Origin of the sequence: Mucilaginibacter limnophilus (genome assembly GCF_004005815.1) — a bacterium.
In the GTDB taxonomy this organism is placed as follows: domain Bacteria; phylum Bacteroidota; class Bacteroidia; order Sphingobacteriales; family Sphingobacteriaceae; genus Mucilaginibacter; species Mucilaginibacter limnophilus.
In genome coordinates this window covers 330,364-356,515 of sequence record NZ_SACK01000001.1, presented here as the reverse complement: position 1 = coordinate 356,515, position 26,152 = coordinate 330,364, and the positions used below count along the sequence as shown (strand labels likewise).

At 42.7% G+C, this 26,152-nt stretch carries 29 protein-coding genes; 4 read left to right on the top strand and 25 right to left on the bottom strand.

The window, feature by feature from the left end:
* Positions 1-36: 36 nt before the first annotated feature.
* Positions 37-1,023 (top strand): Ppx/GppA phosphatase family protein, encoded by a 987-nt coding sequence (locus EOD41_RS01615; protein ID WP_127703032.1) that lies wholly within the window; start codon positions 37-39, stop codon positions 1,021-1,023.
* Here the strand turns inward: EOD41_RS01615 and EOD41_RS01610 are convergent.
* The 12 genes from EOD41_RS01610 to EOD41_RS20620 all read right to left on the bottom strand — a co-directional run bounded on the left by EOD41_RS01610 (position 1,018) and on the right by EOD41_RS20620 (position 10,081).
* On the bottom strand, positions 1,018-1,305 hold the full coding sequence (locus EOD41_RS01610; RefSeq protein WP_127703031.1) for a hypothetical protein: 288 nt from the start codon (positions 1,303-1,305) through the stop codon (positions 1,018-1,020). The genes EOD41_RS01615 and EOD41_RS01610 overlap by 6 nt on opposite strands.
* Positions 1,302-2,702 (bottom strand): radical SAM protein, encoded by a 1,401-nt coding sequence (locus EOD41_RS01605; RefSeq protein WP_127703030.1) that lies wholly within the window; start codon positions 2,700-2,702, stop codon positions 1,302-1,304. Before EOD41_RS01605 ends, EOD41_RS01610 begins: the two co-directional genes overlap by 4 nt.
* Entirely contained in the window at positions 2,695-3,450 is a 756-nt protein-coding gene (locus tag EOD41_RS01600; protein ID WP_205780469.1) for a prolipoprotein diacylglyceryl transferase, read from the bottom strand. Before EOD41_RS01600 ends, EOD41_RS01605 begins: the two co-directional genes overlap by 8 nt.
* Before the next feature lie 28 nt (positions 3,451-3,478).
* Positions 3,479-4,045, bottom strand: coding sequence for a Maf family nucleotide pyrophosphatase (locus EOD41_RS01595; protein ID WP_127703029.1), 567 nt, complete (start codon positions 4,043-4,045; stop codon positions 3,479-3,481).
* A 54-nt stretch (positions 4,046-4,099) separates the two neighbouring features.
* On the bottom strand, positions 4,100-4,624 hold the full coding sequence (locus tag EOD41_RS01590; protein ID WP_205780468.1) for a KdsC family phosphatase: 525 nt from the start codon (positions 4,622-4,624) through the stop codon (positions 4,100-4,102).
* Positions 4,625-4,725: 101 nt separating this feature from the next.
* Positions 4,726-4,968, bottom strand: coding sequence for a Fe-S cluster assembly protein IscX (gene iscX, locus EOD41_RS01585; protein WP_127703028.1), 243 nt, complete (start codon positions 4,966-4,968; stop codon positions 4,726-4,728).
* 16 nt (positions 4,969-4,984) lie between these two features.
* Positions 4,985-5,317, bottom strand: coding sequence for a 2Fe-2S iron-sulfur cluster-binding protein (locus EOD41_RS01580; RefSeq protein WP_127703027.1), 333 nt, complete (start codon positions 5,315-5,317; stop codon positions 4,985-4,987).
* A 19-nt stretch (positions 5,318-5,336) separates the two neighbouring features.
* Positions 5,337-6,119 carry a Rossmann-like and DUF2520 domain-containing protein gene (locus tag EOD41_RS01575; protein WP_127703026.1) on the bottom strand — a complete coding sequence of 261 codons (783 nt, stop codon included), beginning with the start codon at positions 6,117-6,119 and terminating at the stop codon, positions 5,337-5,339.
* Positions 6,120-6,163: 44 nt separating this feature from the next.
* Positions 6,164-6,880: a phytanoyl-CoA dioxygenase family protein gene (locus tag EOD41_RS01570; protein WP_127703025.1), complete on the bottom strand. Its 717-nt coding sequence runs from the start codon at positions 6,878-6,880 to the stop codon at positions 6,164-6,166.
* A gap of 3 nt (positions 6,881-6,883) precedes the next feature.
* Positions 6,884-9,358, bottom strand: coding sequence for a cytochrome c biogenesis protein CcsA (ccsA, locus tag EOD41_RS01565; RefSeq protein ID WP_127703024.1), 2,475 nt, complete (start codon positions 9,356-9,358; stop codon positions 6,884-6,886).
* A 9-nt stretch (positions 9,359-9,367) separates the two neighbouring features.
* Positions 9,368-9,781, bottom strand: coding sequence for a cytochrome c maturation protein CcmE domain-containing protein (locus EOD41_RS01560; RefSeq protein ID WP_127703023.1), 414 nt, complete (start codon positions 9,779-9,781; stop codon positions 9,368-9,370).
* A gap of 102 nt (positions 9,782-9,883) precedes the next feature.
* Positions 9,884-10,081, bottom strand: a complete 198-nt coding sequence (locus EOD41_RS20620) for a hypothetical protein (RefSeq protein WP_164849858.1) — start codon at positions 10,079-10,081, stop codon at positions 9,884-9,886.
* A gap of 135 nt (positions 10,082-10,216) precedes the next feature.
* Here EOD41_RS20620 and EOD41_RS20615 point away from each other — a divergent pair, with 135 nt between their 5' ends.
* A complete protein-coding gene (locus EOD41_RS20615; RefSeq protein WP_164849857.1) occupies positions 10,217-10,438 on the top strand; it encodes a hypothetical protein in 222 nt (73 codons plus the stop codon).
* Between the two features lie 293 nt (positions 10,439-10,731).
* On the opposite strand, the gene EOD41_RS01550 is transcribed toward EOD41_RS20615, so the two are convergent.
* The 5 genes from EOD41_RS01550 to EOD41_RS01530 all read right to left on the bottom strand — a co-directional run bounded on the left by EOD41_RS01550 (position 10,732) and on the right by EOD41_RS01530 (position 15,152).
* A complete protein-coding gene (locus EOD41_RS01550) occupies positions 10,732-12,162 on the bottom strand; it encodes a Glu/Leu/Phe/Val family dehydrogenase (RefSeq protein ID WP_127703021.1) in 1,431 nt (476 codons plus the stop codon).
* Positions 12,163-12,317: 155 nt separating this feature from the next.
* Positions 12,318-12,527, bottom strand: a complete 210-nt coding sequence (locus EOD41_RS01545; RefSeq protein ID WP_127703020.1) for a CcmD family protein — start codon at positions 12,525-12,527, stop codon at positions 12,318-12,320.
* A gap of 5 nt (positions 12,528-12,532) precedes the next feature.
* Complete coding sequence (gene ccsA / locus EOD41_RS01540) at positions 12,533-13,204, bottom strand: cytochrome c biogenesis protein CcsA (protein ID WP_394342455.1); 672 nt, start codon at positions 13,202-13,204, stop codon at positions 12,533-12,535.
* A gap of 92 nt (positions 13,205-13,296) precedes the next feature.
* Positions 13,297-14,481, bottom strand: a complete 1,185-nt coding sequence (locus EOD41_RS01535; RefSeq protein WP_127703019.1) for a carboxypeptidase-like regulatory domain-containing protein — start codon at positions 14,479-14,481, stop codon at positions 13,297-13,299.
* Entirely contained in the window at positions 14,469-15,152 is a 684-nt protein-coding gene (locus EOD41_RS01530) for a heme exporter protein CcmB (RefSeq protein WP_127703018.1), read from the bottom strand. The genes EOD41_RS01535 and EOD41_RS01530 overlap by 13 nt, the downstream gene beginning before the upstream one ends.
* A gap of 113 nt (positions 15,153-15,265) precedes the next feature.
* On the opposite strand from EOD41_RS01530, the gene EOD41_RS01525 reads away from it, so the two are divergent.
* Positions 15,266-15,751, top strand: a complete 486-nt coding sequence (locus tag EOD41_RS01525; RefSeq protein ID WP_127703017.1) for a methylated-DNA--[protein]-cysteine S-methyltransferase — start codon at positions 15,266-15,268, stop codon at positions 15,749-15,751.
* On the opposite strand, the gene EOD41_RS01520 is transcribed toward EOD41_RS01525, so the two are convergent.
* From EOD41_RS01520 to EOD41_RS01485, 8 genes are all read right to left on the bottom strand, one after another.
* Positions 15,735-17,678: a hybrid sensor histidine kinase/response regulator gene (locus EOD41_RS01520; protein ID WP_127703016.1), complete on the bottom strand. Its 1,944-nt coding sequence runs from the start codon at positions 17,676-17,678 to the stop codon at positions 15,735-15,737. The two genes, EOD41_RS01525 and EOD41_RS01520, sit on opposite strands and share 17 nt — an antisense overlap.
* Before the next feature lie 40 nt (positions 17,679-17,718).
* Positions 17,719-18,306 carry a chemotaxis protein CheB gene (locus EOD41_RS01515; protein WP_127703015.1) on the bottom strand — a complete coding sequence of 196 codons (588 nt, stop codon included), beginning with the start codon at positions 18,304-18,306 and terminating at the stop codon, positions 17,719-17,721.
* Positions 18,296-19,129, bottom strand: a complete 834-nt coding sequence (locus tag EOD41_RS01510; protein ID WP_127703014.1) for a CheR family methyltransferase — start codon at positions 19,127-19,129, stop codon at positions 18,296-18,298. Before EOD41_RS01510 ends, EOD41_RS01515 begins: the two co-directional genes overlap by 11 nt.
* 4 nt (positions 19,130-19,133) lie before the next feature.
* Positions 19,134-22,574 (bottom strand): response regulator, encoded by a 3,441-nt coding sequence (locus EOD41_RS01505; protein ID WP_127703013.1) that lies wholly within the window; start codon positions 22,572-22,574, stop codon positions 19,134-19,136.
* Between the two features lie 115 nt (positions 22,575-22,689).
* The gene (locus EOD41_RS01500; protein WP_127703012.1) at positions 22,690-23,109 is read right to left on the bottom strand and encodes a hypothetical protein; all 420 of its coding nucleotides are present in this window, start codon (positions 23,107-23,109) and stop codon (positions 22,690-22,692) included.
* Positions 23,110-23,113: 4 nt separating this feature from the next.
* On the bottom strand, positions 23,114-23,443 hold the full coding sequence (gene gldC, locus EOD41_RS01495) for a gliding motility protein GldC (protein WP_127703011.1): 330 nt from the start codon (positions 23,441-23,443) through the stop codon (positions 23,114-23,116).
* An 8-nt stretch (positions 23,444-23,451) separates the two neighbouring features.
* A complete protein-coding gene (locus tag EOD41_RS01490; RefSeq protein ID WP_127703010.1) occupies positions 23,452-23,721 on the bottom strand; it encodes a hypothetical protein in 270 nt (89 codons plus the stop codon).
* A 9-nt stretch (positions 23,722-23,730) separates the two neighbouring features.
* Positions 23,731-25,071, bottom strand: coding sequence for a DEAD/DEAH box helicase (locus EOD41_RS01485; protein WP_127703009.1), 1,341 nt, complete (start codon positions 25,069-25,071; stop codon positions 23,731-23,733).
* Positions 25,072-25,467: 396 nt separating this feature from the next.
* Here EOD41_RS01485 and EOD41_RS01480 point away from each other — a divergent pair, with 396 nt between their 5' ends.
* Complete coding sequence (locus tag EOD41_RS01480; protein ID WP_127703008.1) at positions 25,468-26,043, top strand: NUDIX hydrolase; 576 nt, start codon at positions 25,468-25,470, stop codon at positions 26,041-26,043.
* The last annotated feature ends 109 nt before the right edge of the window (positions 26,044-26,152 follow it).

Sequence of the window (26,152 nt, the reverse complement as noted above, 5' to 3'; positions counted from 1 at the left end):
ACTATTAAGTGCTTTATAAGTTATGTAATTGAATTTATGACTCCAGAAAGAAACGCCCCTTCAATTACAAAAACTACAGCCAAAAGTGGTGCACAACGGGTAGCCGTTATGGATCTTGGCACCAACACTTTTCATTTACTGATTACCGAAGGCACAGTAGATAATTTGAATATCCTTATTCATGAGCATGTAGGTGTTAAGCTTGGTGAAGGTGGTATAAACAAGGGCTATATTCATGCAGACGCTTACAAGCGAGGCATTGATACTATGGTTGCCTTTCAAAATGAAATTGAGCGGTATAATGCTGCTGAGGTTCGTGCTATCGCTACTTCGGCGCTGCGCAATGCTTCTAATGGTCAAGACTTTGTAAACGAAGTACAACAGCTTACAGGCATACAAATTGAAACTATTAACGGCGACCGTGAAGCTGAATTAATATATCAGGGCATAAAGGCGGCAGGATGCCTTAACAACGGGTTATCACTGATAATGGATATTGGCGGCGGAAGTGTTGAATTTATATTGGGCGATTATAAACAAATTGTTTGGAAACAAAGTTTTGAAATTGGCGCAGCGCGTCTTATGGATAAATTTCATAAGATAGACCCAATACCTAACAAAGCAATTTATGAATTGAACCGCTACCTTGAAAATAACCTGGATGATTTATTCAGTGCAGTTGATGGTAAACAAATTGATACGCTCATTGGCTCATCAGGCTCGTATGAAACATTTGCAGAGCTAACAGAGATGAACAAAGGCCACGCATTTGACCTGAACACGATTAAAAATTACAGTTTCAACACCCAGGAACTTGTTAACATAACTGACTGGCTGGTGTCCTCATCACATCAGGAACGCAAAACTCATGACGGTATTGATGCTATACGAGTGGATATGATTGTGGTGGCCTCCCTGATCACCCGGTTTGTAATGGACAAGCTTGATATCAAACAGGTAGCTATGTCAACATATTCGCTTAAGGAAGGCGTGCTGGCGGAGATGTTAAATCCGGGTCTATAATTTCGCATCACTAATACTGAACAGTCCTGCGCAGGTTGAAAAGCCGACAGCCACTACCAGAACTCCTGCCAGTACCCATTCCCACTTTTTAGCGAAAGGGGCAACAATTATGCATGCAATAGCATGAATCACTATTAAGAAAGCGCTAAAAATAAGCCCTTCACCTCCGCCAACTGCACAAAGCACAGTGTATACTACTACAGCTATAAGATTTGCGCCCACTATACTCATGTAAATGGGCTTTTTCTTTTGCTCGTTCGGTTGTTTTTGTTCTTCGCTCATAACACCGGTATTTCGTTTCTTAATTGGTTAAGGTATTCAACTTTATCATCACGGTAAAAAATATTCATAGTTTCAAACGGGATGATTTTTAGATCTTTATTAACTATATGTACGCATGATTTTTTAATAGCCCGTACATCAAAATTTTGCGCATCAATAAAGTTCATAATAATTATTCGGAACAAATTATCGTACCCGAGATTAGGCGCGTCTATTTCGGGCAGGCAGCACATTATGGATTTTAAATGTTCAGTAGCCTTGTCGACAGAATTACCGGTGCTGAACATGTTTAACAAGTGGGATTTAAGCCGCTCGTCCTGCTCATAAACGATAGTGTTCTTCGAATTATCAAGCAAGTCATCAGGATTAATCATCCTTGTAAGCGGAAAAACTTCTCCGTTAAGTTTGAGCGCGTAGCCCATTACCAACGCGTCGGGATTGCAGGGCACAGGTATAAGGTCGTTCTTGTTAAAGATATTGGTTTGCTCAAGTATTGCTGTCCGCACTTCGGTCATGGTATACCTGTCAGTAGCAGGATTAAAATTAACCAGCCTGCCGGCCTGCTGAGTAGGCTGAAAAGTTACGCCTCTTACACAAGGTTGTTTCAGGGCATACTCTATTATTTGCCCTATCTCATCAGTATTTAATCCCTTCTGTAAAGTAACAACCAAAGTGGTTGACAAATTGTATTTGTTGAGATGTTCAATGGCTTTAAGCCTTACCTCACGCAAATCCTCTCCGCGCAGTTGCTCAAGCGCTTCTTTTTTAAACGAATCAAACTGCAGGTATATCTCAAAATCAGGCATATAGGTAGCCAGCCGCTGCACAAACTTTTCATCTTTAGCTATGCGAATGCCGTTTGTATTCAACATCAAATGCCTGATAGGCTTTGTTTTGGCAATATCCAATATCTCGAAAAATTGAGGATGAATGGTAGGCTCACCACCACTTAGTTGTACCACGTCGGGCTGGCCTTCATTACGCACTACTACATCAAGCATTTGTTCAATTTCTTCCAGCGTGCGGTGCCTGCCATAATGTGGTGATGACATGGCATAACAGGTTGGGCAAGTTAAGTTACACCTGTCGGTTACCTCAACAACCGTTAAGCAGGAATGCTGTTCATGATCGCTGCACAGCCCGCAATCATACGGGCACCCGTAGTGCGTAGGCATGTTAAACCTAAGTGGCATCTCACTGCGTTTGGCATAATTACGGCAGTTTTTGTAATACTCGATATCTGTAGCAATCAATACTTTTTCCCGACCATGTTGAGGGCATCGCTTAAGCATATAAACGTTATCGTTTTCAAAAACAATTTTGGCTTCAATCCGCCTGAGGCATGTTGAGCAGATGCTTAGAGTAAAATCATAATAAATATACGGACGTTCAGGCATGGCTTTCAACTAATGATGAAGGGCGGACAAATATTCTATAATAATACAATAATCCGGCTAAACAAGCCAGTTGAATAACCGATAATCCAAAACTAAAAAAGTAAGCCGGTTTTATAAATTCGATGCAAAAACGGAATAACAGATACCCCACCATAAATACTTTAAAACGGGCACCATTTGAAAAACGATATTTCTTTTCAAACTCGGCAAGACTGAGCGAAAGCAGTATCCAGAAAAATATTTCATATAAATTGGTTGGGTGCCTGCGTATTCCATCACCAAAATTTATAGCCCATGGCAGGTTGGCAGGCACTCCATACGTACCATCTTCAAGTCCGGCTAAAAAACACCCAGTGCGGCCAATAATCATTGCCAATATTAACGGGTACACCATCAAGTCGCCAGACGATACTTTTACACCGATCTGTTTTTTTGTGACCTCCACCCCAATTAATCCGCCTAAAAAACCACCGACGATAGTTTTATTACCTAAAAAGTAAACCAGCGATACATTTTTAAGAAGATCAGGATTTTCAAATATGCCAATCAGGTGCGAACCAAGAAATGCTCCGGCTGCCGCGCCTACAAATATAATGAGCCTGTGGCTGGCGCTGATGGCATCGTTAGTATGCTTTCTTAAATAAGTATAATAACGGTAACCGATAAAATAAGCGAGCGTTTCACACAGCAGGTGTGCTGGAATAGTTAAGCTGCCAATGTGAACATTTACAGGAAAGTGTATTTGCATTACTATGCAAAGTACATGAAATGCGTAATTATATCAATTGTTTCAATTGCTGATACACCTTTTCAGTAGGTAAGCCAACAACGTTGGTGTAGGAGCCATTAATACGCTCGATGCCGATCAGGCCGATGAACTCCTGTATGCCGTATGAGCCGGCTTTGTCCAGAGGCTGATATTTTTCTACATAATACTGTATCTCTTCGTCAGTTAACTGACGAAAGAATACTTCAGATACATCAAAAAACTTGTTGTACTGACCTTTATAAAAAAGGCATACTCCAGTGACCACCCTGTGCATTTTACCTGATAGCTTTTTCAGCATTTCAACCGCATGGGCAGGAGATTCAGGCTTACCCAGTATTTCACCCTCAATAGCCACAATGGTATCAGCCGTAAGCACCACCTCATCACCCGGCTCTTCATCAAAAGCTTCGGCTTTTTTTGCAGCGATATAAACGGCTATTTCTTCAGGTGTCAATCCGGCAGGATAACTTTCGTCCACGTCCTTTAAAACAATGCGGAAATCAACATCCATCAGCCTGAGCAGATCCTGCCGGCGAGGAGATTTTGAAGCGAGAATTACTTTGATGTTGTTCATTCGCTGGAGAAAAGAAGATTACCAATGACTATTGACAAATGACTACTGACTAAATTACCAGCTATAAGCTTCGGCGTTCATCCACTTGCCCTGTATCTTTAATACCTTTTCAATAACGTCACGCACGCAGCCTCGTCCTCCGGGGATAGGCGACACATAGTCGCAAACAGCTTTAATTTCTTCGGCGGCATCAGCAGGGCAAACCGGCAAACCCGCCATTTGTATCACACCAAGGTCGGGAATATCATCACCCATGTATAAAACATTGGCGGCTTTCAAGCGCTTTTCTTCCAGGTAAAGTTTAAACTTTTCTGTTTTATCGCGTGCTCCAACAAATACATCGGTTACACCAAGACTATTTAAGCGATGAATAGAGCTTTTTGAACGGCTCCCCGATATAGCGCAAACGTTATAACCAACCTTAACAGCCAGTTGCAGCGCATAGCCATCTTTTATATTAAACGGGCGGCTTTGCTCTCCCGTTTCTTCTGATACGTAAACCGTACCATCGGTAAGCACACCATCAACATCAAATACAAATGTGGTAATGTCTTTTAACTTGTTTAAAAAGGATTCCATTATAGGGGATTGCACCGATTAAAGATTGATTACACCGATTACACCAATTTGTGTGCCGATTTCACTGATAACTACCTACATGAAACCGCAAACTGCAGGCACTATTGATGGTCGCGCCATTCGTACACCCAGGCCGATTGTATCTGCTCTAAGTGGCCTTCGTTTGCTTCTTCACGCGTGCCGGCAAAATTTGGCAACGTCAATACCCATTCAAGTAAGTCGGTAAAACGGATGCGGTATATTTTAGCCTCGTTAAAGTCATCACCAAACTTTTCATAAAGTTCAATGGCAATGTCCTCATAGTCGTTCCAGTGTATGGGCAGGGCAAATCTGTCGTCTGTCATGTATTTATGTAGCTTGTTAATGTCCTAAAAACTGCGACTGGTCGGGAAGTGTAACTTCAATATCGCCATCAAGTACCACGCACTGGCAGCCGAGGCGCGAATTAATGCGCGGATTTACCGCACGGTCAATAAAGTCTTCTTCTTTATCTGATATTTCCTGGATGTTATCCATCCCCTGGTTTACATATACATGGCAGGTGCTGCAACCGCATACACCACCGCAATTGTGCTGCAGTTCAATGCCGTTTTCAAGGCATACATCCAGTACCGATTCACCTTCGGCAATAGGCAATTCCACAGTTTCGTGCCCCGCCTCTTCAAAGTTTATCTTTACCTTAAAAATATTCATTTCGGCAAAAGTAACAATTTTAGCGGTGTTGCTGCCGCCATTTCTCCATTTTGATAATACCCTGACTAAGCAATTTGTAAATCACCTGAAACTCAGCATTGTCATTTAATAACTGCAAATGTGCCTCCATGGTTTTTTCATCATTTCGCACCGCCGGACCGGTTTGCACATCGGCCGGAAGGTACTGCTGCACCTTTTGCGCGGTCTCGTCAATCAGCGGGCGGATAATATCAAACTGAAGGTCATGTTGCTCAAGTAATTGCTGGGAAATATGATATAAATAATTAGGGAAGTTACAGGCAAACACCGCCGCAAGGTGTAAGGTTTTTCGTTGATCAGAACTTACTTTGTAAACATTATTACTTACTGTTTGGGCAAGCGTTAGTAAAGTATTAGTTATCTCTTCACTGGCACCCTCAATGCATAACGGCACTTGCCTGAAATCCAGCTCACGGGTTTTACTGAAGGTTTGCAATGGATAGAAAACTCCTGATTGTGTAGTAAAAATCTCCAATGCAGATATACTTGTTGCACCCGAAGTATGCACAATAAGCTTTTGATATACCGACAGTTGTTTAGCTATCCCGCTAATAGCATCGTCCTTTACAGCGATAACAAAGAGGCCGGTATCCGGATCAATGTTAGCAAGGTCGTCTATTGGTTCCGCACCTAAATGATAAGCCAGCAAAGCTGCGTTTTGCATCGTTGGACTATACACCTGCACAATTTTATGCCCCGCGTTTTTAAACGCCGCACCCAAATGCGTAGCAACATTGCCCGAACCGATAAGTGTTATGCGCATAAGGTAAAAGTAGTGATTATTGAGTGGTTGAATGAAGTGAGTAGTTAAAGTACTAATCTTTCCGCCCATTTGATTTCATCAGGCAGTTCCGCTTTGCTTAATTCAAGATGTATCACTCTCCGGTTTTTGTTATTTAGCGTTCTATTAGATGCATGCATGAGCAACGGCTTCATAATCATCACACCACCTGCAGGAACATTGCAAATTGTTTCTTTGTCAACAGTTAAATCAATTTGATCAGGCCGGTAAATGCCTTTCTTATGAATACCCGGAATAACCTTTAATGCGCCATTATCCGCATTGGTATCGTCTAAATGAATCCGGATAGTAAAATTATCGTTAAGTATTGTAACAGGCGGTTGCACAGCAAACTGATCGCTCTTAATTGTCCATGACGAAAAGCCCTCTATATCGGCCTTTTTATCTACAGAAATTGTAAGGTCCTGATGATAGGCGACAAACCAGTTGGAGTTACCGGGTTTATCGAAGTAGATAGATTTTATAAGAAAATATTCAGGACCGAACAAATTGTTGATCAATGCTTTCAACCTCCCATTAAAAACAAGCGGTAACAGTCCAGGTACTTCCTTAAAAAGCTGTCTTATAGCAAAAAGGTCGTCAGTTTTACGAAAGTTTGGCGATACATGTCCTGCAAGCGCAATTGATTTTGAAATAGCATCAATTTCCCCGACAGTGTACACAGCCGGTATAACAGTGAATCCGTTATTATCTACCTGTTCGCGATACAACTGCAAAGACATTGCTTAACGAACTTTTAATTCGCTATTCCGTCTGAAAATCGACATCAGGAAACCGATAACCATAATGATTGTACCTGCCCATAACAAGTTAATGTACGGAAACTGGATAGCCTTCATTACAATAAATTTCTTCTTACTCTCAGGCTGCTGGTAAACCATTATTTCCATTTTGCCTTTGTCAGGGATGATCTTAGAAAATTTTAACTTCAGGCCTAAATCCTCTATCTTCTTCGGAAAATCAAACACACTGCGGCCTTTTATCAGATACACAGGTTCGGCGTTATAGATTTTGCCATGCGAAGTAACTTCAAGTTGAGCGCCAACTGCCAAATCGCCATCAGCAAGCGGGATACTTTCCAGCTTAGCGTTTCTGTTCAAACCTTTCAGCACTATAAAACCGTCGCGGTAGGTAATGGTATCACCAACGGCAACTTCATGCGTCATCGGCGGATCGTAATTTTTATCGTCATTTTCAGCCTCGCCATGGCCTGCTTCACCGCTTGCAGCAGGTGTTTCAGTATTTAACACATTAGTCATGGTAATGTGCGTGTACAGATCGTGCAACGGATAATGTTTGGTGTCAGGAGACGACGTGAAGCCTTGCCCGTTACCATTAGCCTGTACATTGGGGCGCAATGTAAATTCTTCTTTTACCTTGCCTTCAGCATCAACTTTTTTATAGTCGACGTTGAAATAATGGTTTAGGCCTTCAACGGTATCGCCTCTAAAGGTTACCTGGTATTCGCCCATGGTAATAGGCTCATTTTTATATAACAAGATGTTTTCTTTCGGATCATTCTCTTTGGCGAATTCGGCACTGTATTGTTCACCTGTGCGGTTTTCAGACACGACTTTTTGCGTACCTGCCGAAATGAGCGCGCCAACCAGCATCAGCCCAAAACCGATATGTGCTACTGCTGATCCGGCTAATTTAAACTTACCTTTAAGGGCGTCAGCTAAAACTTTACCGTTAGCCACAATTGAATAAATTGAGCACAGCATTACCAGTATAAAAACGTAGTGAAGCCTGTTAAAGCCCGTGATAAATACTATAAGCGCAGTTACCAACGCTGAGAATAACAGGTAAACACCTGTAGTGATGAAGAAGCGGGTTATGTCAGTTTTGCGGTATTTCAAAAATTGTGTAAAGCCGCTCAACAGTGCTATCACTACTGCGAACGACGACTGGATGATATTGTAGTGTTTTACAGTATCAGTTGGCGGCGCAAGGCTGGTGCCAAACATTTTGTTCCAAACCGGTACTGAAGTAACCACAATAAGGTGGAAACATGATAAACCCAAGAATACCGCACCCACAAACATCCAGAACTCACGGGAGTAAGTTTCTTCGTCCTTCCTGGTAATTGGTAGCTCTTTCCAGCGGACAATCATTAATACAACCGAAAGCACAAGGAAAACAATAATTCCAAATACCAATTGTCCGAACATGCCCAAATCAGTAAAGGCGTGCACTGATGATTCACCCAATACACCGCTTCGCGCAAGGAATGAGGAGTACCATACCAGAACAAAGCTGGTCATTACCAAAAATGTGGCGGTAAAATATGAATGCCCTGTATTTTTAAATACTATAAGTACGTGCAATGCCGCAACCAGCACTAACCACGGGAATAACGAGGCGTTTTCAACCGGGTCCCAGGCCCAGAAACCGCCAAAGTTAAGCGACTCATACGCCCAGAACGATCCCATAATGATACCTGTACCCAATATCATACAGGCAAACAAAGCATATGGAATGGCAACAGTTACCCATTCTTTATAACGGCGCTGCCATAAACCGGCAACCGCGTAAGCAAATGGCACAACCATAGCCGCGATACCCAAAAACAGTGTAGGCGGATGGATAACCATCCAGTAGTTTTGCAGCGAAGGGTTCATGCCCTTGCCGTCTTTTATAAAAGAAAGATAGTCGGGGTTTTTAAATATCGGTGCGTCGGCCATTGCATCCCGCAGTAATAAGAAAGGCGAGCTGCCGATGCGGGTACCTAGTACTTCTACACCAAGCACCATCGAGGTAAGTATCACCTGCGACAAAGCTACAGTAGTAAGCACCGGTTTTTCCCATGAGCCTGCTTTCCATATCAGGATATTGCCCAGCACAGCCTGCCAGAACATCCACAGCAAAAAGCCGCCTTCCTGCCCATTCCAGAAACCTGAAACAAGGTAGTAAACCGGCAGATCACGCGAGGTGTACGACCATGCATAATGGTATTCGAAATAGTGATTGTAAAGAATATAAAACAGGCAGGTACCCATACCCAATATGGCCACCGTGTTTAACCAAAAGCCAATGCGGCCCATACGTAGCCAGGTGCGCTGCTCAGGGTCGGCTTCACTTTTACCTGACGCAAAATAATAACTGATGAACGATAACAGTGCAGCGCCAAACGCAAGTACAATAAAAATCTGGCCCAGCTGGCCCGGGAAAAGGTGTTCGCCTTTGTAAGCTATATCCATTAAAAAACTTTATAAACTGGCGCTCTTTTTAGCGCTAACTTCGGTGACGTCTAATTTATCTTCGGTGTATTTAGACGGGCATTTCATTAATATTTTTGACGCGTGGAACTCACTGCCGCGCATTTGGCCGGTAAGCACTATCTGCTCTGAGCGCTCAAAGTCCTGAGGTTTTGTACCCGAAAACACTACTTTACACTCCTGGCCTTTATTATCTTTCATATAGAAAGAAAAATAATTGGCATCCTTGGTAGCATCGTAATAAAGCTCTTTTTGCTTATTTAAATGCCCTACAATATGTAATTCACTGTCGGTTTGCTTCGCGTCGGCAAAGGTACCATAAGTGCTTGAGCTTGAATAAGTACTGATAACCACCGCTATGGCAATGGCTATGATAATTATTCCGAAAATTGAACTCTTTTTCATTATACGGTTTAATCCTTCTAAATCAGGGTACAAAAATACGAAACGTAGTCCGAATAATGTTTATTGTTAGCGATATATACTATTTAGAATTGTTCTTGATAATTATGGATTGGTAATGCAAATGCAGGTGTTGACGTCAACAGGGTATACACCGTCAACACCGTCAACACCGTCAACACCGTCAACACCGTCAACACCGTCAACACCGTCAACACCGTCAACACCGTCAACACCGTCAACACCGTCAACACCGTCAACACCGTGCTTCAGTTGCACTGAAGCACGGTGCATGTCAACCATTAATGTTTATGATAACTCACTGCCATTGCTACCCTCTCCATTGGAGAGGGTTTGTACAGGCTATTCAATTACAGTAAGTTGTCAGGTGGGGCTACAGTGCTCCGTTAGCAATGGCTTTCCACTTTATTTAAGCCAGTGGATGTTACTTTTTCTTTTGCCGGAAAAGAAAAAGCAACCAAAAAGAAACCTCGCGGCTGCGCACTGCCGGCCAATGTTACTGCCAAAGCAATGCCTCTGCCCATCCGGCATTACGATGCCGCATCTTTTTTTAAGTGTGCATTAAGCGATTGTATGGTTCTTTTTCTACTATTTTCCTTTTTTGTCATGCTGAGGAACGAAGCATCTGGCGGCGAATAGATCCTTCGCTACGCTCAGGATGACACATAAGAGGTAAGAAATCAGCGTAATCAAAAATCAAAAAAAGCAGTTCAGGCATCTCCTTCACAATGGCAAATAAAATCATGTCATCTTTTAGCCCTCGTAAATCAATGTCAGGACAATGGCATTAAGGATTGCAGCGGATACCGGCCCGTGGCTAAAGCCTGCAGGGGTATGAGCGGAAAGCCTGCCCCAAAGGGAACGCCCTTAAAAAGCAAAAAACGCTATTGCCCAAAGACAACAGCGCTTATAAATTAAAATTTATGGTGTATTTACGGCCAAACACCAAGTGTTTGGTATGATACCGCGATCTTATTTATCGCGCCTACAAAGGCTGCTGTACGCAGGGTATCTATCTTTTCAGTGTTTTTGAATGTTTCACGTATTTCGTGATACGAGCGGATCATGGTATCTTCCAAACCTGAGTTAACCAGTTCCAGTTCACTTGCACCTTTAACGATAGTGGCACGTTGAACAGGTGAAAGTTTAATACCGGTAATACCTTCAACCATGTTTACCATATTAAGGTTGGTGTTTTCTTCAAACCTGCGGTTGATACGGCCGAATGCCACATGCGACAGGTTTTTTAACCACTCGAAATATGATACGGTTACACCACCGGCATTGGCATACATGTCAGGAATAATAATCCCGCCTTTGGCATAAAATATCGACTCAGCTTCGGGCGTTGTAGGCCCGTTAGCGCCTTCAGCGATGATCTTTGCCTGTATCCGGCCTGCGTTTTCGGCGGTTATTTGGTTTTCTAAGGCGGCAGGTACCAATATATCACATGGTTGCTCCAAACCTTCGGCTGAGTTTTTAAACACTGTAACACCCGGATAGTTCAATATCGACCCGGTTGACTTACGTTGCTGGAATACCGATTCTACATCAAGGCCGTTAGCATTATATATAGCACCTTCAAATTCACAAATGCCAACAATGATACCGCCGTATTCCTGTAAAAATTTAGCAGTGTAATAACCAACATTACCCAAGCCCTGTACAATAATGCGCTTGCCCGAGATACCTGTGCTTAGACCCAGTTTTTCCATATCTTCAGCCACATCAACACATTCGCGTATCGCGATAGCTACTCCCCTTCCGGTTGCTTCCCGGCGGCCCTGGATACCATGTAATGATATAGGTTTACCGGTTACCGAGCCCATTGCATCAAGCTGACCGGGGTTCATGGTAGCATAGGTGTCGGCTATCCAGCTCATTTCACGCTCACCGGTGCCATAGTCAGGTGCCGGTACGTCAATACTGGGGCCGATAAAGTTCTTTTTGGCAAGTTCAACTGTGTAACGGCGGGTAATATTTTCAAGCTCCTGTACAGTATAATTTTTAGGATTGATACGGATACCGCCTTTGGCTCCGCCGAACGGTACGTTAACAATGGCGCACTTGTAAGTCATCAGCGCAGCAAGCGCCATTACTTCATCCTCGTTAACCATTTCGCTATAACGGATACCTCCTTTAGTGGGCGACTGGTGCTGCGAGTGCTCAACGCGCCATGCGTCAATTACCTCGAAGCCGTCGCCTTTACGTATTGGGAAACGGAAGCGGTAAACGCTGTTGCACGATTTTATCTGGTCGAGCAGTCCGGCATCATGTTTTGTGAATTGTGCCGCGTAATCGAAGTTTTTGCATACGTCGGCAAAGAAATGTGTATTGTCGGCATTAAGATTATAGTCAGCCATATAATATATTTAAGTAAACGAACTGGTGTTAAAACCGTGCAAAGTTGACACAATTTTTAGCACATGTGCAAATAGCAAACCGCTTAGTGTGCGGGCTACACCAGTTAACAAGCAAATCAAATCAATGTTTAAACAACATAGATTTAATTTTTGAACTATTTTTCGTTTTCGATTTTTTTTAATCGCCTGTCTATTGAGAACAAATAAATGGCCAGGCCGATAAAAACTATGACTAATGTAGATACCACAACGTAGATCTTACCCGAGCTGCGCATTACGTCGGCCATTTCAACACCGGCATCATCCTGCGCCATAGTAACAGTGAAACTTAGCAGTAAAATTATAAGGGAGAATAGTTTCTTCATCTTAATTAAAGGGTGTTCTGTTTGTATTCAATCAGCCTGATGCGGTAACGCAGCGTGGCAATCCATAAGCCAATCAGGCTCCAGGCAATAAACGCGGGATATAGAACCAAACGCATACGGTTATCCATATCCAGTTTACCAAAGGCCGGGTTGCCGCCGTTGCCCGGGTGCAGCGAGTCGGTCATACGGGGCAGCACCATAATCAGCACAATCATGATAGGGAAAGCGAAAATGTTATATATAGCTGATATTTTGGCTCGTTTTTGTTCCTCATCAATAGCATTACGCAACACCAGGTAAGCGCAATATAGCAGGAAGGCTATTGCGGCGCTGTTTTGCTTCGGGTCGTTACTCCAATATTCACCCCAGGTGCTTTTGGCCCATATCATGCCGGTTATCAATCCAAGCACAAAAAAGAAAACACCTGTATTGGCACATTCAACGGCAATCAGGTCGTGCTCTTCTTTACCGCTGTTAAGGTATTTTATGCTATAAATAACAGATATGGTAAATACGGTGAACATGGCCATCCACATTGGCACGTGAAAATAGGTGTTGCGTATAGTTTCGTGCAGAATAAACAAACGCGGCACACCGCCTAAAAATCCGGCGACAAGCGTGTACAACACAGTAACTACTGCAAGCACCTTCCACCACCATTGATAAATGAATTTCATAATTATTTAGGTGACAAATGTAGTTATTTTAGTTGATTGGGTGAATGGTTGATTAAGTGAGTAGTGATAAACTGACTATGACTTAAGGACCATTAAGGCATATAATCAACCGGCAGCAGTTCGGCAAGTTTTGCTTTTGACCATGTGCCTTCATATAAAGGCGCTTCGCTGATAATAATTCCATTCATGTCAAAGAAAGCGACCTTTTTATAGAGTTTAATTACACTTGTCTCGAAGTTTTCCATATCGAGCGGACGGTATAATTCCCTAAAATCGGCTTCCTCGTGCCGTTTGGTGTATATAACGTACAGCAAATGACTTTTGGCAGTTATAGCAAATATGCCCGGCTCCTCAGTGCTAAAAGCTATCTGGTTAGCCTGCAGCGGCGTACGGTACAATTGCTCATTAGTGTATTTGGGTAGATTGATCTTATCAGCCCAAAACCTTGTTGAATCGGCATTGCCTTTGAACTGTTTCAGCTTCCGCTGAATTACATCGTCAGGCGGACGCTGAGGGTTAGGGTCGCGGGTAAAGTCATACACCAAAAAGCCGCTTTTGGTAAGCTCATTGGCATATAACGACCGGTAAAAATGCTGCGGCGAACCGTAATAGGCTTGGTCGCGCTTCTCTTTCCACTTCTTTTTCTGAACGTCGCTGCCGGGCAGTTCTTCAAAAAGCGCTTTGCCCTGGTATGATATGATGTTGGCTATCTTGTCGCTTTTGAAATCTTTTATCAGGTACTTTACCCTGTAACCCAGGGCATGGTTCTCTACTACTAAAAACTCATCCGCATAAGCCTCAAGCAAACGCTTTGAGCCATAATAAGCCAGGCTTACTACCCTTGGATTTACAACTTTACATTGCTTTGCATTATCAGAAGTACCAATAAAGTCTTTTTTGAACGACTCATAGTTTTTCTTCCAGTCGGCATTGGTTGTGATGATCACCGGACGCAGTTCGGTAACCTTGGGCAGTAGCTCGATATTGTTCAGGTTGAGCAGCGTGTTATTAACCATAATGGTTTGCATATGCTCCTCGAAACCAACGTTTGAAACCACAAGCTGATATTGCCCGGGTCTTACATTTCTCAATGTGAAATTTCCGTTATTATCTGTAGTGGTACCAAGGGTCGCATTGTTCAGGAAGACGCTTGCTCCTGATAGTCCGCTTTTATTAACCGCGCTGACAATTTTGCCTGCAATTGTTCCTTGCGCACGAGACGACATGTACCCGACACACAAAGTGAGTATAAGCAGGATTACCCTTAATCGCGCCATAAGTAAGGAAAAAGCAATAATGATGTAGCTACTACAATAGCATTTATAGCAAACAGTACCTCAAAGTGTCCGTAGTTAAGGCTGCGTTCTAAACCGTCCATGGCGTTTTTGCTTAGGCGGATAAGCACCAGTATCACCGGAATAATCACAGGAAAACTCAGAATAGCCATCAGTGTACCGTTATTGCCTGCTTTTGAAGCAATGGCCGATATCATGGTAAACACTGTTGAAAAACTGATACTTCCTGTCAGCACAGATATGAAATACATCAGCGGGTCTCCCACTACGTTTTTGAAGAAAATGATGTAGATAATTATAGCCAATGTGCTTAATAAAGCCATCAGCAATATGTTATAAATAATTTTTGACAAGATAATAGCCTGCGGACCGGCAATGGAGTAATAGTACAGCAAACGGCTTTTACTTTCCTGCATAAAGCTTTTGGCGATAGCATTAACTGAGGCGAACAGCATGATTACCCAGAACAGCACGTTCCAAACTATTTTATAACCATTGCTGCCGCTGAAGCCAGGAGTTAGATTGAAGGAGATATAACAAACAAACACAGTAGATACCACATACAGCAACACGCCGTTAAAAGCATATTTTGAGCGCCATTCAAGCAATATTTCTTTTTTAAGCAGGCTGAGTGTCTGTTTATACAATTCCATGGATTACAAATATAGATATTAGTGAGTAGAGATTGGAGGTTAGCAACTATATCTGCATGGTTTCGACTAATCTCTAATTTTTGATCTCCAATCACTAATGCTACTTTTACCTTATGCCTGTGTTATATTATAAAACCCCTGTTGGCATTGCCCGGATAATTGAGGAAGATGGAGCAATTGTGTCTATTTCTATCAGGGATGAAGAACTGGAAGCGAATGAGCCTGAGACTGAATTATTAAAAACTGTTTCGCTGCAGTTTGATGAGTATTTTGAGGGAAAACGAATGGTGTTTGATTTCCCCATCAATCAACCGGGAACAGCATTTCAGCAGAGGGTTTGGCAGTACCTGCTGCAAATACCCTATGGCACTACCACCAGTTACGGCGCCATGTCGAGGGCGATGAATGATCCGCTTGCTATACGGGCCATTGCTTCGGCCAACGGCAAAAACAACTTGTGGATTGTGGTGCCCTGTCACCGTGTTATCGGCAGCAACGGCAGCCTTACCGGTTATGCCGGAGGCTTATGGCGCAAGCAGTGGTTACTTGAACACGAAGCCCGCACAATAGGAACCGGCCAAACTAAACTGGCTTTTTAAGGCTCTTATTTTTTACCAGACGACTAATCTTTTCATGCAGCTGATATGGCTGGAAAGGCTTTGACAGCACATCGTTCATACCCGCGGCAATAGCCTCCTGCTGTTCATGATCTAAAGTAGCGGCTGATAACGAGATGATAGGGATACTGCGCTTTGGCTCGGCAAAATCAATACGTATGCTTCGAGCGGCTTCATAACCATCCATTTCAGGCATATGAGTATCCATTAAAATGATATCATAATCATTCTCCTGCAGCTTTGTAAGTACCTTACGGCCGTTGTCAACAATATCTACAACAGCATTCCAATCTTTAAGCAGTTTTGATATCATAAACTGGTTTACGGTATTGTCTTCTGCCACAAGTACGCTAATATTGTTAAAAGGCAAAAGTTTTTCTGATGGCCTTGAAACTGTTTTTTCAACAGGTTTTGCAGCAATAGTATACCAGTTAATAAACCTAAACTCGCTTCCTTTGTCTACTTCGCTGCTTACCAGCAGTTCGCCGCCTTTTAGTTCGGTAAGTTTTTTAACGATAGCTAAGCCAAGTCCCGTTCCACCATATTTTAAGGTAGTATCATCTTTAGCCTGCTCAAATGAATCGAAAATACGGTCGAGATTATCTTTGGCTATGCCGATGCCGCTGTCGCTTACACAAAACTCCAGCTTAACGTCTTCACTCTTTCGTTCAAGCACTTTTACCGAAAGTTTAACGTAGCCTTTTTTTGTAAACTTAATGGCGTTACTCAACAGGTTCATTAACACCTGATTAAGACGTAATGAATCAACCATGATGTTTACAGGCACATCCGGGGCAACTTCAAGCATAAACTCGATGTTTTGCTCATCAGCTTTAAATTTTAACAGGCCGTAAACCGATTTCAGTATCTCATGCAAATTAGCCGGAGCACGCACAATGCTGAACTTTCCGGCTTCTATTTTCGAAATATCCAGTACGTCATTCACCACACCCAGCAGTGATTGCGACGATACTTCAAGTAAATTCAGCAGGCTCATTTGCTGCTCATCAACCTCGGTTTTGCGTAATAAGTTGGTGATACCTAAGATCCCGTTTATAGGTGTGCGCAACTCATGGCTCATGTTGGCAAGGAATGACTCCTTGGCTTTACGCGCAATGTCCGAAGCTTCTTTTGATTTTATTAACTGCTGCTGGTAGCTCTTTTGGGGCGATACATCGCTGATGTTCATAAACAAGGTACCGTTGCGATACGACACCCGGCTTTCGGCCCAGATAACTGTTTTGTTAAACGTTTCTACCTGAAACTCAATAACTGCAAAGTTCAGGCTGTCTTTTACTATTTCACCCAGCCTGCGCCTGAAAAACGGCTTATCGCTTTCAATAACCCTGTCGGCAATACTGGTATTCAGCATTTCTTCCGGCTTGTAACCTAATATCTTTTCAACCGACGGATTAATACTTTTTATACGAAACGTTTTGGCATCAATAGCACAAACAATATCGGCTGAGTTTTTAACTACAGTTGCATAGTTTTGCAGCTCCTCATTCTTTTGTTTGATCTCTTCAGTTGAACGTGCAAGTTGTATAAACGCGTCAACCTTCGCGGCGGTAATATAAGGGTCGAGCGGTTTGTATAAGTAGTCAACCGCGCCGGCTCCCAGGCCTTTAACAACATACTTGGCTTCTTTTGATATTGCGGTAACAAATATCACCAGTATGTTGCGGGTACGCGGGTTCGATTTAAGCATTTCGGCCAGTTCAAAGCCATCCATTTCGGGCATCTGAACGTCAATAAGCGCTATAGCAATCTGGTTTTCCCAGGCAAGCTTAAGCGCTTCGTTAGGGGAAGTTGTGGTAAACAGGCGTACATCATCGCGCTTTAGCAGCGCTTCGAGTGCAATAATGTTCTCGGGCCTGTCATCAACAATAAGAATATTAACAGGGGTCATTTGTTAATTGTGCTTGAGGTGAGGGGGTCAACGGAAAAAATTATGATCTGATCAATTCTAAAATTTGTGCTGTGCTAAGTATGTATCCGGCGGCGTTAATATCTATGGCCGACTGTGGCATTTCGGCCATTTCAGCGTCGCGCGGGTCTTGAACAATGGCAAGGCCACCATTACTTTTTATTTTTAACAATCCTTCTGCGCCATCCTGATTTGCTCCTGACACAAGTATAGCGGCACAGCGTTCGCCATAAATATCAGCAGCACTTTCAAACGTTACATCTATAGAGGGTTTTGAATACCAAACCGCTTCTGAAACGTCTAAACTAAAATAACCTTCGTTTTCAAATAGCGTATGGTAATTTGCAGGAGCCAGATAAACAGCGTTTTTTGATATAACATCCTTGTCTGCTATTTCCTTGAGATATATACGGGAGTGTTCAGAAAAAAGTTTTTCAATTTCACTGAAATAATTCTTTTTGCGATGCATTACAATCACTATCGCTTTATTTATATCAGGATCGATACTTTTAACAATCTGATAAAACAGCTTAAATGAGCCTGCAGAACCGCCCAGCAATACTATATCAGTATCACGCCAATGCTGTATTATAGATTTTTCAAGAGCCAATTTTTTGGTAAATGTTCTCTCTGCTGTTTATTACTTTAAATTTTTTTCGAAAAGCGTCTGACCGTATGGTTTCTTTTGAGCCGAGACATAAAAAACCGTGCGGGCATAAACTATTATAAAACAGGTCCAGTATATGCTCCTGCAATTTGCTTTCAAAGTAAATGAAAACATTCCGGCAAACTATCATCTGAAATTCATTAAACACCCCGTCGGACACCAGGTTATGCACTGAAAAAAGCGTATTCTGCTTTAACTCATTATGTATTGTAGCGGCATCATACATCACCGTAAAATGGTCGGTCAACGAGCCATTGAAACCTGCAAACACATAATTTTCGGCATAGCTTTTTATACGCTTAAAGCTGTATATGCCCTTGCGTGCCTCTTTTAATACCTCGGTGTTAATATCGGTGCCGTAAATAAATGACTTTCGTTTTAAGCCGGCTTCACGCATCAGTATGGCCAGTGAGTAAACTTCCTCACCCGAGGAGCAACCCGCGCTCCATATTTTTATATGCTGATAAGTTGACAGGTATGGCACAACCTGCGAACATAAGCCTTTGTAAAAGGTAGGATCACGAAACATTTCGGTAACGTTCACGGTAACCTCTTCCAAAAAATGCTGAAAAAAGTCAGCATCGTTTACCAGCATATGTTTCAAGTCGTAAAAACCAAGTTTTTTCAGGTTGATCACCCGGGTGACACGTCGTTTTAATGAAGCCTTGCTATAGTCGCCGAAGTCAAAACCATGTACCCCTTTTATCAGGCCAATCAGTTCGTCCAGTTGTTCGGTTGTAATGCCTGTAAGGGTGTCTGTTTTCATACGCTTAGCTTTCCAGCCATAATTGCATCAACGCCACCAGCCGATCCATGTCAACAGGTTTAGTGATGTAATCATTAGCCCCTGCTGCTATACACTTCTCACGGTCGTCTTTCATTGCCTTGGCTGTTAAAGCTATTACGGGTAACTTGGCCCATTTGTTTTGCCTGCGGATATGCTTAGTAGCTTCGTAACCATCCATTTTCGGCATCATAATGTCCATTAATACAATATCAATGCCTTGTACTTCTTCAAGCTTTACAATAGCCTCTTCACCGTCGTTGGCTATCTCAACCTGCATATCATAGCTTTGAAGTGCACTGCTGAGGGCAAAGATGTTACGCATATCATCATCAACAATCAGCACTTTTTTGCCTTTTATAACTTCTTTCCCTTTTGATACGGCACTGGCTTTAGGGCCTGAACTAACCGCCGGTTGTGTACTTGTTTGTGATATCTTGTTAAGGAAAAGGTTAACCTCATCAATCAGCCTGTCTGATGATTTGTTGGTTTTTATCACCATGGCATTGGCATACTGCATCAGCCTGTTAACCGATGTTTTATCGAGCTCCATTGCCGTATTAATGATAACCGGCAATTCCAAAAACTTGTCAACCGCTTTTATCTTGTCCAGCAAATCAAGTCCTGAAATATCGGGAAGGTTAAGATCAAGTATTACACACTGGTAATCATTCTCGTGCAGCATCCTGAAAGCCGATTCGCCGTCAAAAGCCTGATCAACAGCTATACCCTGTGCCTGCATCATGTCCTTTAATGCCTGGCTTTGCGCCTGATGATCTTCAACAAGCAGTATTTGTTTAAACTTGCCGCCTGCCTGTTGCATATCGGCAAACAGTTTATCAAGCGCATTGGTATCTATAGGCTTTTTAAGGAAGCTGATAGCACCTTCGCGGCGAACGCGGTTAGCTGCCGCCTCTCCTGCCGACATTAAATGCACCGGAATGTGCAAGGTAGCTTCATCATGCTTAAGTTCCTTTAATATCTGCCAGCCGTCTTTTCCCGGCAACATAATATCCAGTATAACCGCGTCGGGCTGGTTTTCTTTAATTACTTCAACCGCATTTGTACCTTCATTTACAATGATGGATTTGTAACCATGGTCGCGCGAGTAATCCTTTAATATATCGGCAAAGTTCCTGTCGTCTTCAACAATCACCACCAGTGGCTCGCGGTCTGTACGCGGTGCGGCAGGTTTTGCCGCAGCTAAAAACTGCGCAGGCGGCGTAAAGGTTTCGGCAGTAGGCACAACGTTATCAACAAGCACATGTTTAGCTTCAAACGGAAGGGTAAGCGTAAATTCACTACCTACTCCCGGCTCACTTGTAAGACTTATATTTCCACCAAGTAAGAACGCCAGCTCACGACTGATTGACAGCCCTAAACCTGTACCGCCGTATTTACGACTGGTTGATCCATCAGCTTGCTGAAACGCTTCAAATATCAGCTTCTGTTTATCATGCGGAATACCGATACCACTATCTTTTATATGGAAACTAATAGTTTGTTTAGCGGTATTTGCCGATGTGGCTATTGATATGCTACCGCCCTCGCTGGTGAATTTAAAAGCGTTTGAAAGCAGATTTTTAAGCACCTGCTCTACCCTAACCTTATCAGTAAATATGGTATCAGGCGTGTTGCCTTTTATTGTACTGAAACTTATCTTTTTATTTGTAGCTACCTCATTGAATAACATTTCCATGTCGCTCAATATTTCGGTAAGGTTAATATTCTCGTTTTGCATTTCCAACTTACCCGATTCAATTTTCGACAGGTCGAGAATATCGTTAATTAGCGTAAGCAGATCGTTACCGGCATTGAAGATAACGGTGGCATACTTCATCTGATCTTCGGTAAGATTAGCCGCTTTGTTATCTTTAAGTATCCGCGCAAGCACCAAAATACTGTTAAGCGGTGTGCGCAACTCGTGGCTCATATTAGCCAAAAATTCCGACTTGTACTTGCCTGTGGTCTCGAGCTCTTCTACCTTAAGATTTATAGCCTGGCGGGCTTCTTCAATGGCCTGGTTCTTTTCTTCCAGAAGGCTGGCTTTTTCCTCAAGCTCAGCGTTGATGGTGCGCAGTTCTTCCTGTTGTACCCGCAGCTCTTCTTCAGATGCCTGAAGCATTTCGGTTTTGTTAAGCAGCTCTTCGTTGGTAACACGCATTTCTTCCTGTTGCGCTTCCAGTTCTTCAGCCTGCTGCTGTGTTTCTTCAAACAGGTCGTGCATAATGGTACGTGCCTGTGCAGTATTAACTGAAACTGCTATATCATCAGCAACAGCCAGCATATAACTTTTGATATTATCATCCAAATGTTGCTGCTCTGGTTGATAAGCAACTTCAACCACACCTTTCAGTTTTTTATCAAAGAAGAATGGCACAATAATGCTTTCGGTCAGTTCTTCTTTTAACAAAGATGTTTCAAGGGCAAGTGTTTGGTTCAATTTGCCTTTTACTACAGTGGCCTTGCCATCTTGAGCAGCCTGACCTAAAACGCCTTCTGATAGTTTAACCCGTTTTTTAAGTGAATCAGGGTTGTTAAATGCATAAGCACCATATAACTCCAGTTCCTTATCCTGTTCGTTATACAGATAAATAGTACCCATTGCGGCATTGGTGTATCCACAAAGTTCGGATATAATTTTGCCGCAAAGTTCTTTTTCGCTTTGCTGGCCCTGCATTTTTTCATTTAGCTGTCCGGCACCGGTGAGCAGCCAGTTTTGTGTTTCGTTTTCGCGCAATACACGGTTGAGTTCAACATTAGCAATTGTAATTTTTTCTTCAATTTGCTTTTGCCTGTTAAATGTTCCCTGTATGTAATAGAATAATAAAATAATAATAACCAGAAATGTACCTGAGCCGGCCACTATCACTGTTACCGCCCTTTCAGTCGATGCTTCAGAAGCGGCCTTACGCTGGGCAAGCAGCCTGTTCTCGGTATCTATAACCCCTGATGTTAATGTACGGATGCTATCCATATTGAGCTTTCCGTTCAAAAGCATATTGCGCTCAACCATGTACTCAAGCCCATATTTATCATGGATTTCAATATTGTTGCGCATGATAATTAACTGCTTATTAATGAGCGGCGCAAGTGCCGACACTTTTTGAACCTGTTCGTCGTTATCGTCAATTAACGATTGCAGTTGTGCAACCTGCCTCGGTATAAGTGCTACCGACGAATTATAAGGATCTAAAAACTGGCTTTTTGAAGTAGCACAATAACCGCGCATACCTGTTTCGGCATCAATAAGTAGTTGCAGTAAATTGTTTGATGCTTTTATAACCTGCTGTGTATGCTCAACCTTAGTATTCTCATCCTGCAAATTATTTAAGCTTTTGTAGGATAATATAGCAACCGTGAATACCAATATAATTGACAGCGCGAACCCGCCAAGTACCTGGTTACGAAAGGACAATTTTAACATGGGTTTTAGTTTGAGCTACAAATATGTTTAAAATAATCGAGTTGTATGCAGGCTTGCTACCAGCGATAAGGCACTAAAAACGACCTGTTTACAACTACAGGGTGTTTAACAACAATCAGGTTGTTTTGTTATAGACCTCTTGTTTCTTCGGAATAAAAATCGAACTTAAAGCCAGTACCGCGCCTGTAAACAACACATACCATCCCCACTTGAATTTAATTTTTGAAGTAAGAAAAGTAGCTATGCCTTTGAAAGGTATAAACGTAAAATAATCCTTAACCTGAAAATACGCGGCTGCATATAATAGCACAGCCAGCACCAGTGATAGCCATGCGGCTATGCGTGCTACTTTAGTAACGCTGAATACCACGCCAATGATGCCTATTACCGCTACAAGCAGCATGGCAATGGCATAAGGCTTATTTAAGTCAAAAACATTCCAGTTCATTAAACCTAACGGACACAACATAGGGCAGTAAGTTGCCACAACTATCAGGATAAAACCTAAAAGCGATATTAATGAGGGGATGCGCATACGGTTATCTGGTTATCTCCATTTTTTCGGCAAAGTGAGCGCAGTAGTCGCGCAGGTCTTCAACAATGTTTTTTTCGCCGGTAGCGCGTAAAAAGCTATCGCCCATGGTTTGCAGGGTTTCGTAAAAAAAGCGTTTCATCTCATCAACCGGCATGTCTTTGGTCCACAGGTCGATACGCAGGGTATTTTTATAGTTCTGATCCCACAAGGCAAGCATCATTGATTTTACCGGCAGCGCTTCTTTGTTCTGTGCGTCGGTTGATTCCCACATGATGTTTTCAGGAACGTTGTTATCATCAAGGTCTATAGTGAGTTTTATTTCAGCTCTTTTCATCAAAAAATCTATTTAACAATTAAAAAAATTATGGTGGTTAAAGTTATAAAGCTTAGTTCTACAATCCACAAAGTTTTTGTGTCCTTAAAAAAGTTGCGGAATGTTATATCAAGAAATGCCACTACAAAAGCAAAGAACAGGAACAGCCCTCCTATTATGTTGGTCCAACGCTGGTATTGCTGGCCTGTAACCACGCCTGCGCCGTATATCCATACATAAACGGCTATTACAATAAAAAAAGCAGTGCCTATATTAAGCGGCGTAAGCCTGAATTTCATATATACTGATTATCGTTTTTTTGATGAACGTTTTACACTGTGTTTAGCCGCTACCCTTGGATTACGTTTGGCCTTTTCTTTCTCAAACTTCCGCTGTTGGGTAAGTGACTTTTTCTCGTGGAAAGCGCCCTTAAACTCAGGATTTTCACGGCGTTTTTGCAGATCGATCTCTCGCGCCTGCGCCTGTCGTTCTTCGTAAGGGGTTTCTTCTATGAACACGTCAGCAGGGATATCAACCACCTCAATGCTTTGCTTGATCAGCTTTTCGGCCTTGCGGATGTAATATACTTCAGCAGGTGTACAAAATGTTATAGCTTCGCCACTATTAAAAGCACGCCCGGTACGACCGATGCGGTGAACGTAATCTTCAATCACTATCGGCACGTCAAAGTTGATCACGTGGCTAACGTCGGCCACATCAATACCGCGTGCAGCCACATCGGTAGCCACCAGTATCTTTACCTCGTCGTTCTTAAAAGCGTTTATCGAGTTTATACGCGTGTTTTGCCCCTTGTTAGCATGCAGCACCCGCACTTCCTCTTCTTTATACTTACGTGACAAAAATCTGAACACATCTTCGGCAGAAGTACGTGTTTTGCAGAAAATCATCAGTTTTTTTATTTCGGCATCTTCATCCAACAGCTTTTTCAGCAAGTTGATTTTGGTTTTGATGTTGGGTACGAAATATAGCTTTTGCGTAACCGTTGCTGCCGGCGTGGCCTGAGGTGTTACTTCTATTACCGTTGGATGCTCCAGGAAATTAGCAGATAGGTTATGCACTTTGTCAGACATGGTTGCTGAGAACAACAGGTTCTGCCGTTTACGCGGAACAACTTCCAGTATGCGGTTAACCTGCGGCATAAAGCCCATATCCATCATTTTATCGGCTTCGTCAAGTACCAATACCTGCAGGTTTTTGGTAACAATGTGACCGGCCAGATAGATATCCATAAAACGGCCGGGTGTGGCTACAATAATATCAACGCCCTTATTTATTTGCTCAATTTGTGTTTTCGGGCCTAAGCCGCCATACACCACTACCACCCGCAGATCAGTATTTACTGCAAACGCTTTAATATTTTCTTCAATCTGCATGGCCAGCTCGCGTGTTGGCGCTATGATGAGTCCCCGAGGATCGTTACCCTGCGCATACTTCAGCTTCATCAAAATTGGCAGCACATAAGCGGCGGTTTTACCTGTTCCGGTTTGCGCTATGCCCATCACATCCTGCCCGTTCAATATCGGCGGGATGGCTTTTTGCTGTACAGGCGTTGGCTGCGTATAACCGGCATCGGCAATGGCACTTAGTATCTGCCGGTTAAATTTAAAGTCCTCAAAAGTTGCTGCCATGGGCGCAAAGATAGTGTTTTAGTTTTAGGGGAGAGGCAGAGCTTGTTAGTTGACGTTTGAGTGATAGATTGAACAGTGTAGAGCTCCGTTAGGATTGGAATGTGCTTTATTATGGCCAGTGGATGTTCATTTTCTTTGTCTTAGCCACAAAGAAAACGAACCAAAAGAAAATGCGAAGCCAGCAAAAGCCTACCCAGCCTTGCAGGCAAAACACCTGGCCACGGTTTGCTGGCGGGGCCTTTACGCGCATTTAGGAACCTTTGATAATTTAATTTGTAAGGGTATTACAAAACTCACCACCGCTATTACCCTCTCCAATTGGAGAGGGTTTGCATAAAACCTGCAATTTATAGAAACATTGTTGGGTGAGGCTAAAACGACTATTTTTACCGCCACATGAACAAAGAGATTAAACCCTGGATAATATTAAACGAAGAAAATGTTTCGCCAAGCCCGTGGTTCCCGATATTAAAGCACAAGGTACAGCTGGCAAACGGCAATATTGTTGACGATTATTACTTTTCGCCGCTGGGCGATGTGGTACAGGTGCTGGCAGTTACCAAGAACAATGAAGTAGTGCTGGTAAAGCAATATAAACATGCTTTGGGTGAAATACTGCTTGAACTGCCGGGCGGCATGCAGCAAAAAGATAAATCGATACTTGAATCGGCTATAAACGAGTTGGAAGAAGAAACCGGTATTAAGGCTCCCGCTGATAAGCTTATTTCTTTAGGAAAAATAGCCAACAACCCTACCAAGTTAAAGCAAATCACTTATGGCTTTATTTATTTTGATGCTGAGTTTAATTCGGAACAACGTTTGGACACAACGGAAGATATACAGGTGATTACAATACCCGCACCGGAAGTACTTAAAAAAGCCATTGATGGTGAAATTTGGGTAACCGATTCACTGAATTTTATACTGAAAGCGGCGTTGAGGTATCCCCAAATTTTCGGTCTTAAATTATAGCGTCATTGCGAGGAACGAAGCAATCTCTACACATGCATATCCGCGTGAAAAGTTCAGAGATTGCTTCGTTCCTCGCAATGACGTGGTTTATAAAAACAGTTGCTAAATC

What these genes read in the sequence shown, in the direction of transcription:
- EOD41_RS01500 (WP_127703012.1), bottom strand. Translation starts at nt 23,109, where the DNA reads ATGCGCATCCCCTCATTAATATCGCTTTTAGGTTTTATCCTGATAGTT.
- EOD41_RS01575 (WP_127703026.1), bottom strand. Translation starts at nt 6,119, where the DNA reads ATGCGCATAACACTTATCGGTTCGGGCAATGTTGCTACGCATTTGGGT.
- EOD41_RS01560 (WP_127703023.1), bottom strand. Translation starts at nt 9,781, where the DNA reads ATGAAAAAGAGTTCAATTTTCGGAATAATTATCATAGCCATTGCCATA.
- EOD41_RS20620 (WP_164849858.1), bottom strand. Translation starts at nt 10,081, where the DNA reads ATGGTTGACATGCACCGTGCTTCAGTGCAACTGAAGCACGGTGTTGAC.
- EOD41_RS01590 (WP_205780468.1), bottom strand. Translation starts at nt 4,624, where the DNA reads ATGGAATCCTTTTTAAACAAGTTAAAAGACATTACCACATTTGTATTT.
- EOD41_RS01505 (WP_127703013.1), bottom strand. Translation starts at nt 22,574, where the DNA reads ATGTTAAAATTGTCCTTTCGTAACCAGGTACTTGGCGGGTTCGCGCTG.
- ccsA (WP_394342455.1), bottom strand. Translation starts at nt 13,204, where the DNA reads ATGAAATTCATTTATCAATGGTGGTGGAAGGTGCTTGCAGTAGTTACT.
- gldC (WP_127703011.1), bottom strand. Translation starts at nt 23,443, where the DNA reads ATGAAAAGAGCTGAAATAAAACTCACTATAGACCTTGATGATAACAAC.
- EOD41_RS01525 (WP_127703017.1), top strand. Translation starts at nt 15,266, where the DNA reads ATGCCTGTGTTATATTATAAAACCCCTGTTGGCATTGCCCGGATAATT.
- EOD41_RS01610 (WP_127703031.1), bottom strand. Translation starts at nt 1,305, where the DNA reads ATGAGCGAAGAACAAAAACAACCGAACGAGCAAAAGAAAAAGCCCATT.
- EOD41_RS01510 (WP_127703014.1), bottom strand. Translation starts at nt 19,129, where the DNA reads ATGAAAACAGACACCCTTACAGGCATTACAACCGAACAACTGGACGAA.
- EOD41_RS01570 (WP_127703025.1), bottom strand. Translation starts at nt 6,880, where the DNA reads ATGTCTTTGCAGTTGTATCGCGAACAGGTAGATAATAACGGATTCACT.
- EOD41_RS01615 (WP_127703032.1), top strand. Translation starts at nt 37, where the DNA reads ATGACTCCAGAAAGAAACGCCCCTTCAATTACAAAAACTACAGCCAAA.
- EOD41_RS01480 (WP_127703008.1), top strand. Translation starts at nt 25,468, where the DNA reads ATGAACAAAGAGATTAAACCCTGGATAATATTAAACGAAGAAAATGTT.
- EOD41_RS01520 (WP_127703016.1), bottom strand. Translation starts at nt 17,678, where the DNA reads ATGACCCCTGTTAATATTCTTATTGTTGATGACAGGCCCGAGAACATT.
- EOD41_RS01580 (WP_127703027.1), bottom strand. Translation starts at nt 5,317, where the DNA reads ATGAATATTTTTAAGGTAAAGATAAACTTTGAAGAGGCGGGGCACGAA.
- EOD41_RS01485 (WP_127703009.1), bottom strand. Translation starts at nt 25,071, where the DNA reads ATGGCAGCAACTTTTGAGGACTTTAAATTTAACCGGCAGATACTAAGT.
- EOD41_RS01600 (WP_205780469.1), bottom strand. Translation starts at nt 3,450, where the DNA reads ATGCAAATACACTTTCCTGTAAATGTTCACATTGGCAGCTTAACTATT.
- EOD41_RS01535 (WP_127703019.1), bottom strand. Translation starts at nt 14,481, where the DNA reads ATGGCGCGATTAAGGGTAATCCTGCTTATACTCACTTTGTGTGTCGGG.
- EOD41_RS01595 (WP_127703029.1), bottom strand. Translation starts at nt 4,045, where the DNA reads ATGAACAACATCAAAGTAATTCTCGCTTCAAAATCTCCTCGCCGGCAG.
- EOD41_RS01605 (WP_127703030.1), bottom strand. Translation starts at nt 2,702, where the DNA reads ATGCCTGAACGTCCGTATATTTATTATGATTTTACTCTAAGCATCTGC.
- EOD41_RS01490 (WP_127703010.1), bottom strand. Translation starts at nt 23,721, where the DNA reads ATGAAATTCAGGCTTACGCCGCTTAATATAGGCACTGCTTTTTTTATT.
- EOD41_RS01550 (WP_127703021.1), bottom strand. Translation starts at nt 12,162, where the DNA reads ATGGCTGACTATAATCTTAATGCCGACAATACACATTTCTTTGCCGAC.
- EOD41_RS01530 (WP_127703018.1), bottom strand. Translation starts at nt 15,152, where the DNA reads ATGGAATTGTATAAACAGACACTCAGCCTGCTTAAAAAAGAAATATTG.
- ccsA (WP_127703024.1), bottom strand. Translation starts at nt 9,358, where the DNA reads ATGGATATAGCTTACAAAGGCGAACACCTTTTCCCGGGCCAGCTGGGC.
- iscX (WP_127703028.1), bottom strand. Translation starts at nt 4,968, where the DNA reads ATGACAGACGACAGATTTGCCCTGCCCATACACTGGAACGACTATGAG.
- EOD41_RS01545 (WP_127703020.1), bottom strand. Translation starts at nt 12,527, where the DNA reads ATGAAGAAACTATTCTCCCTTATAATTTTACTGCTAAGTTTCACTGTT.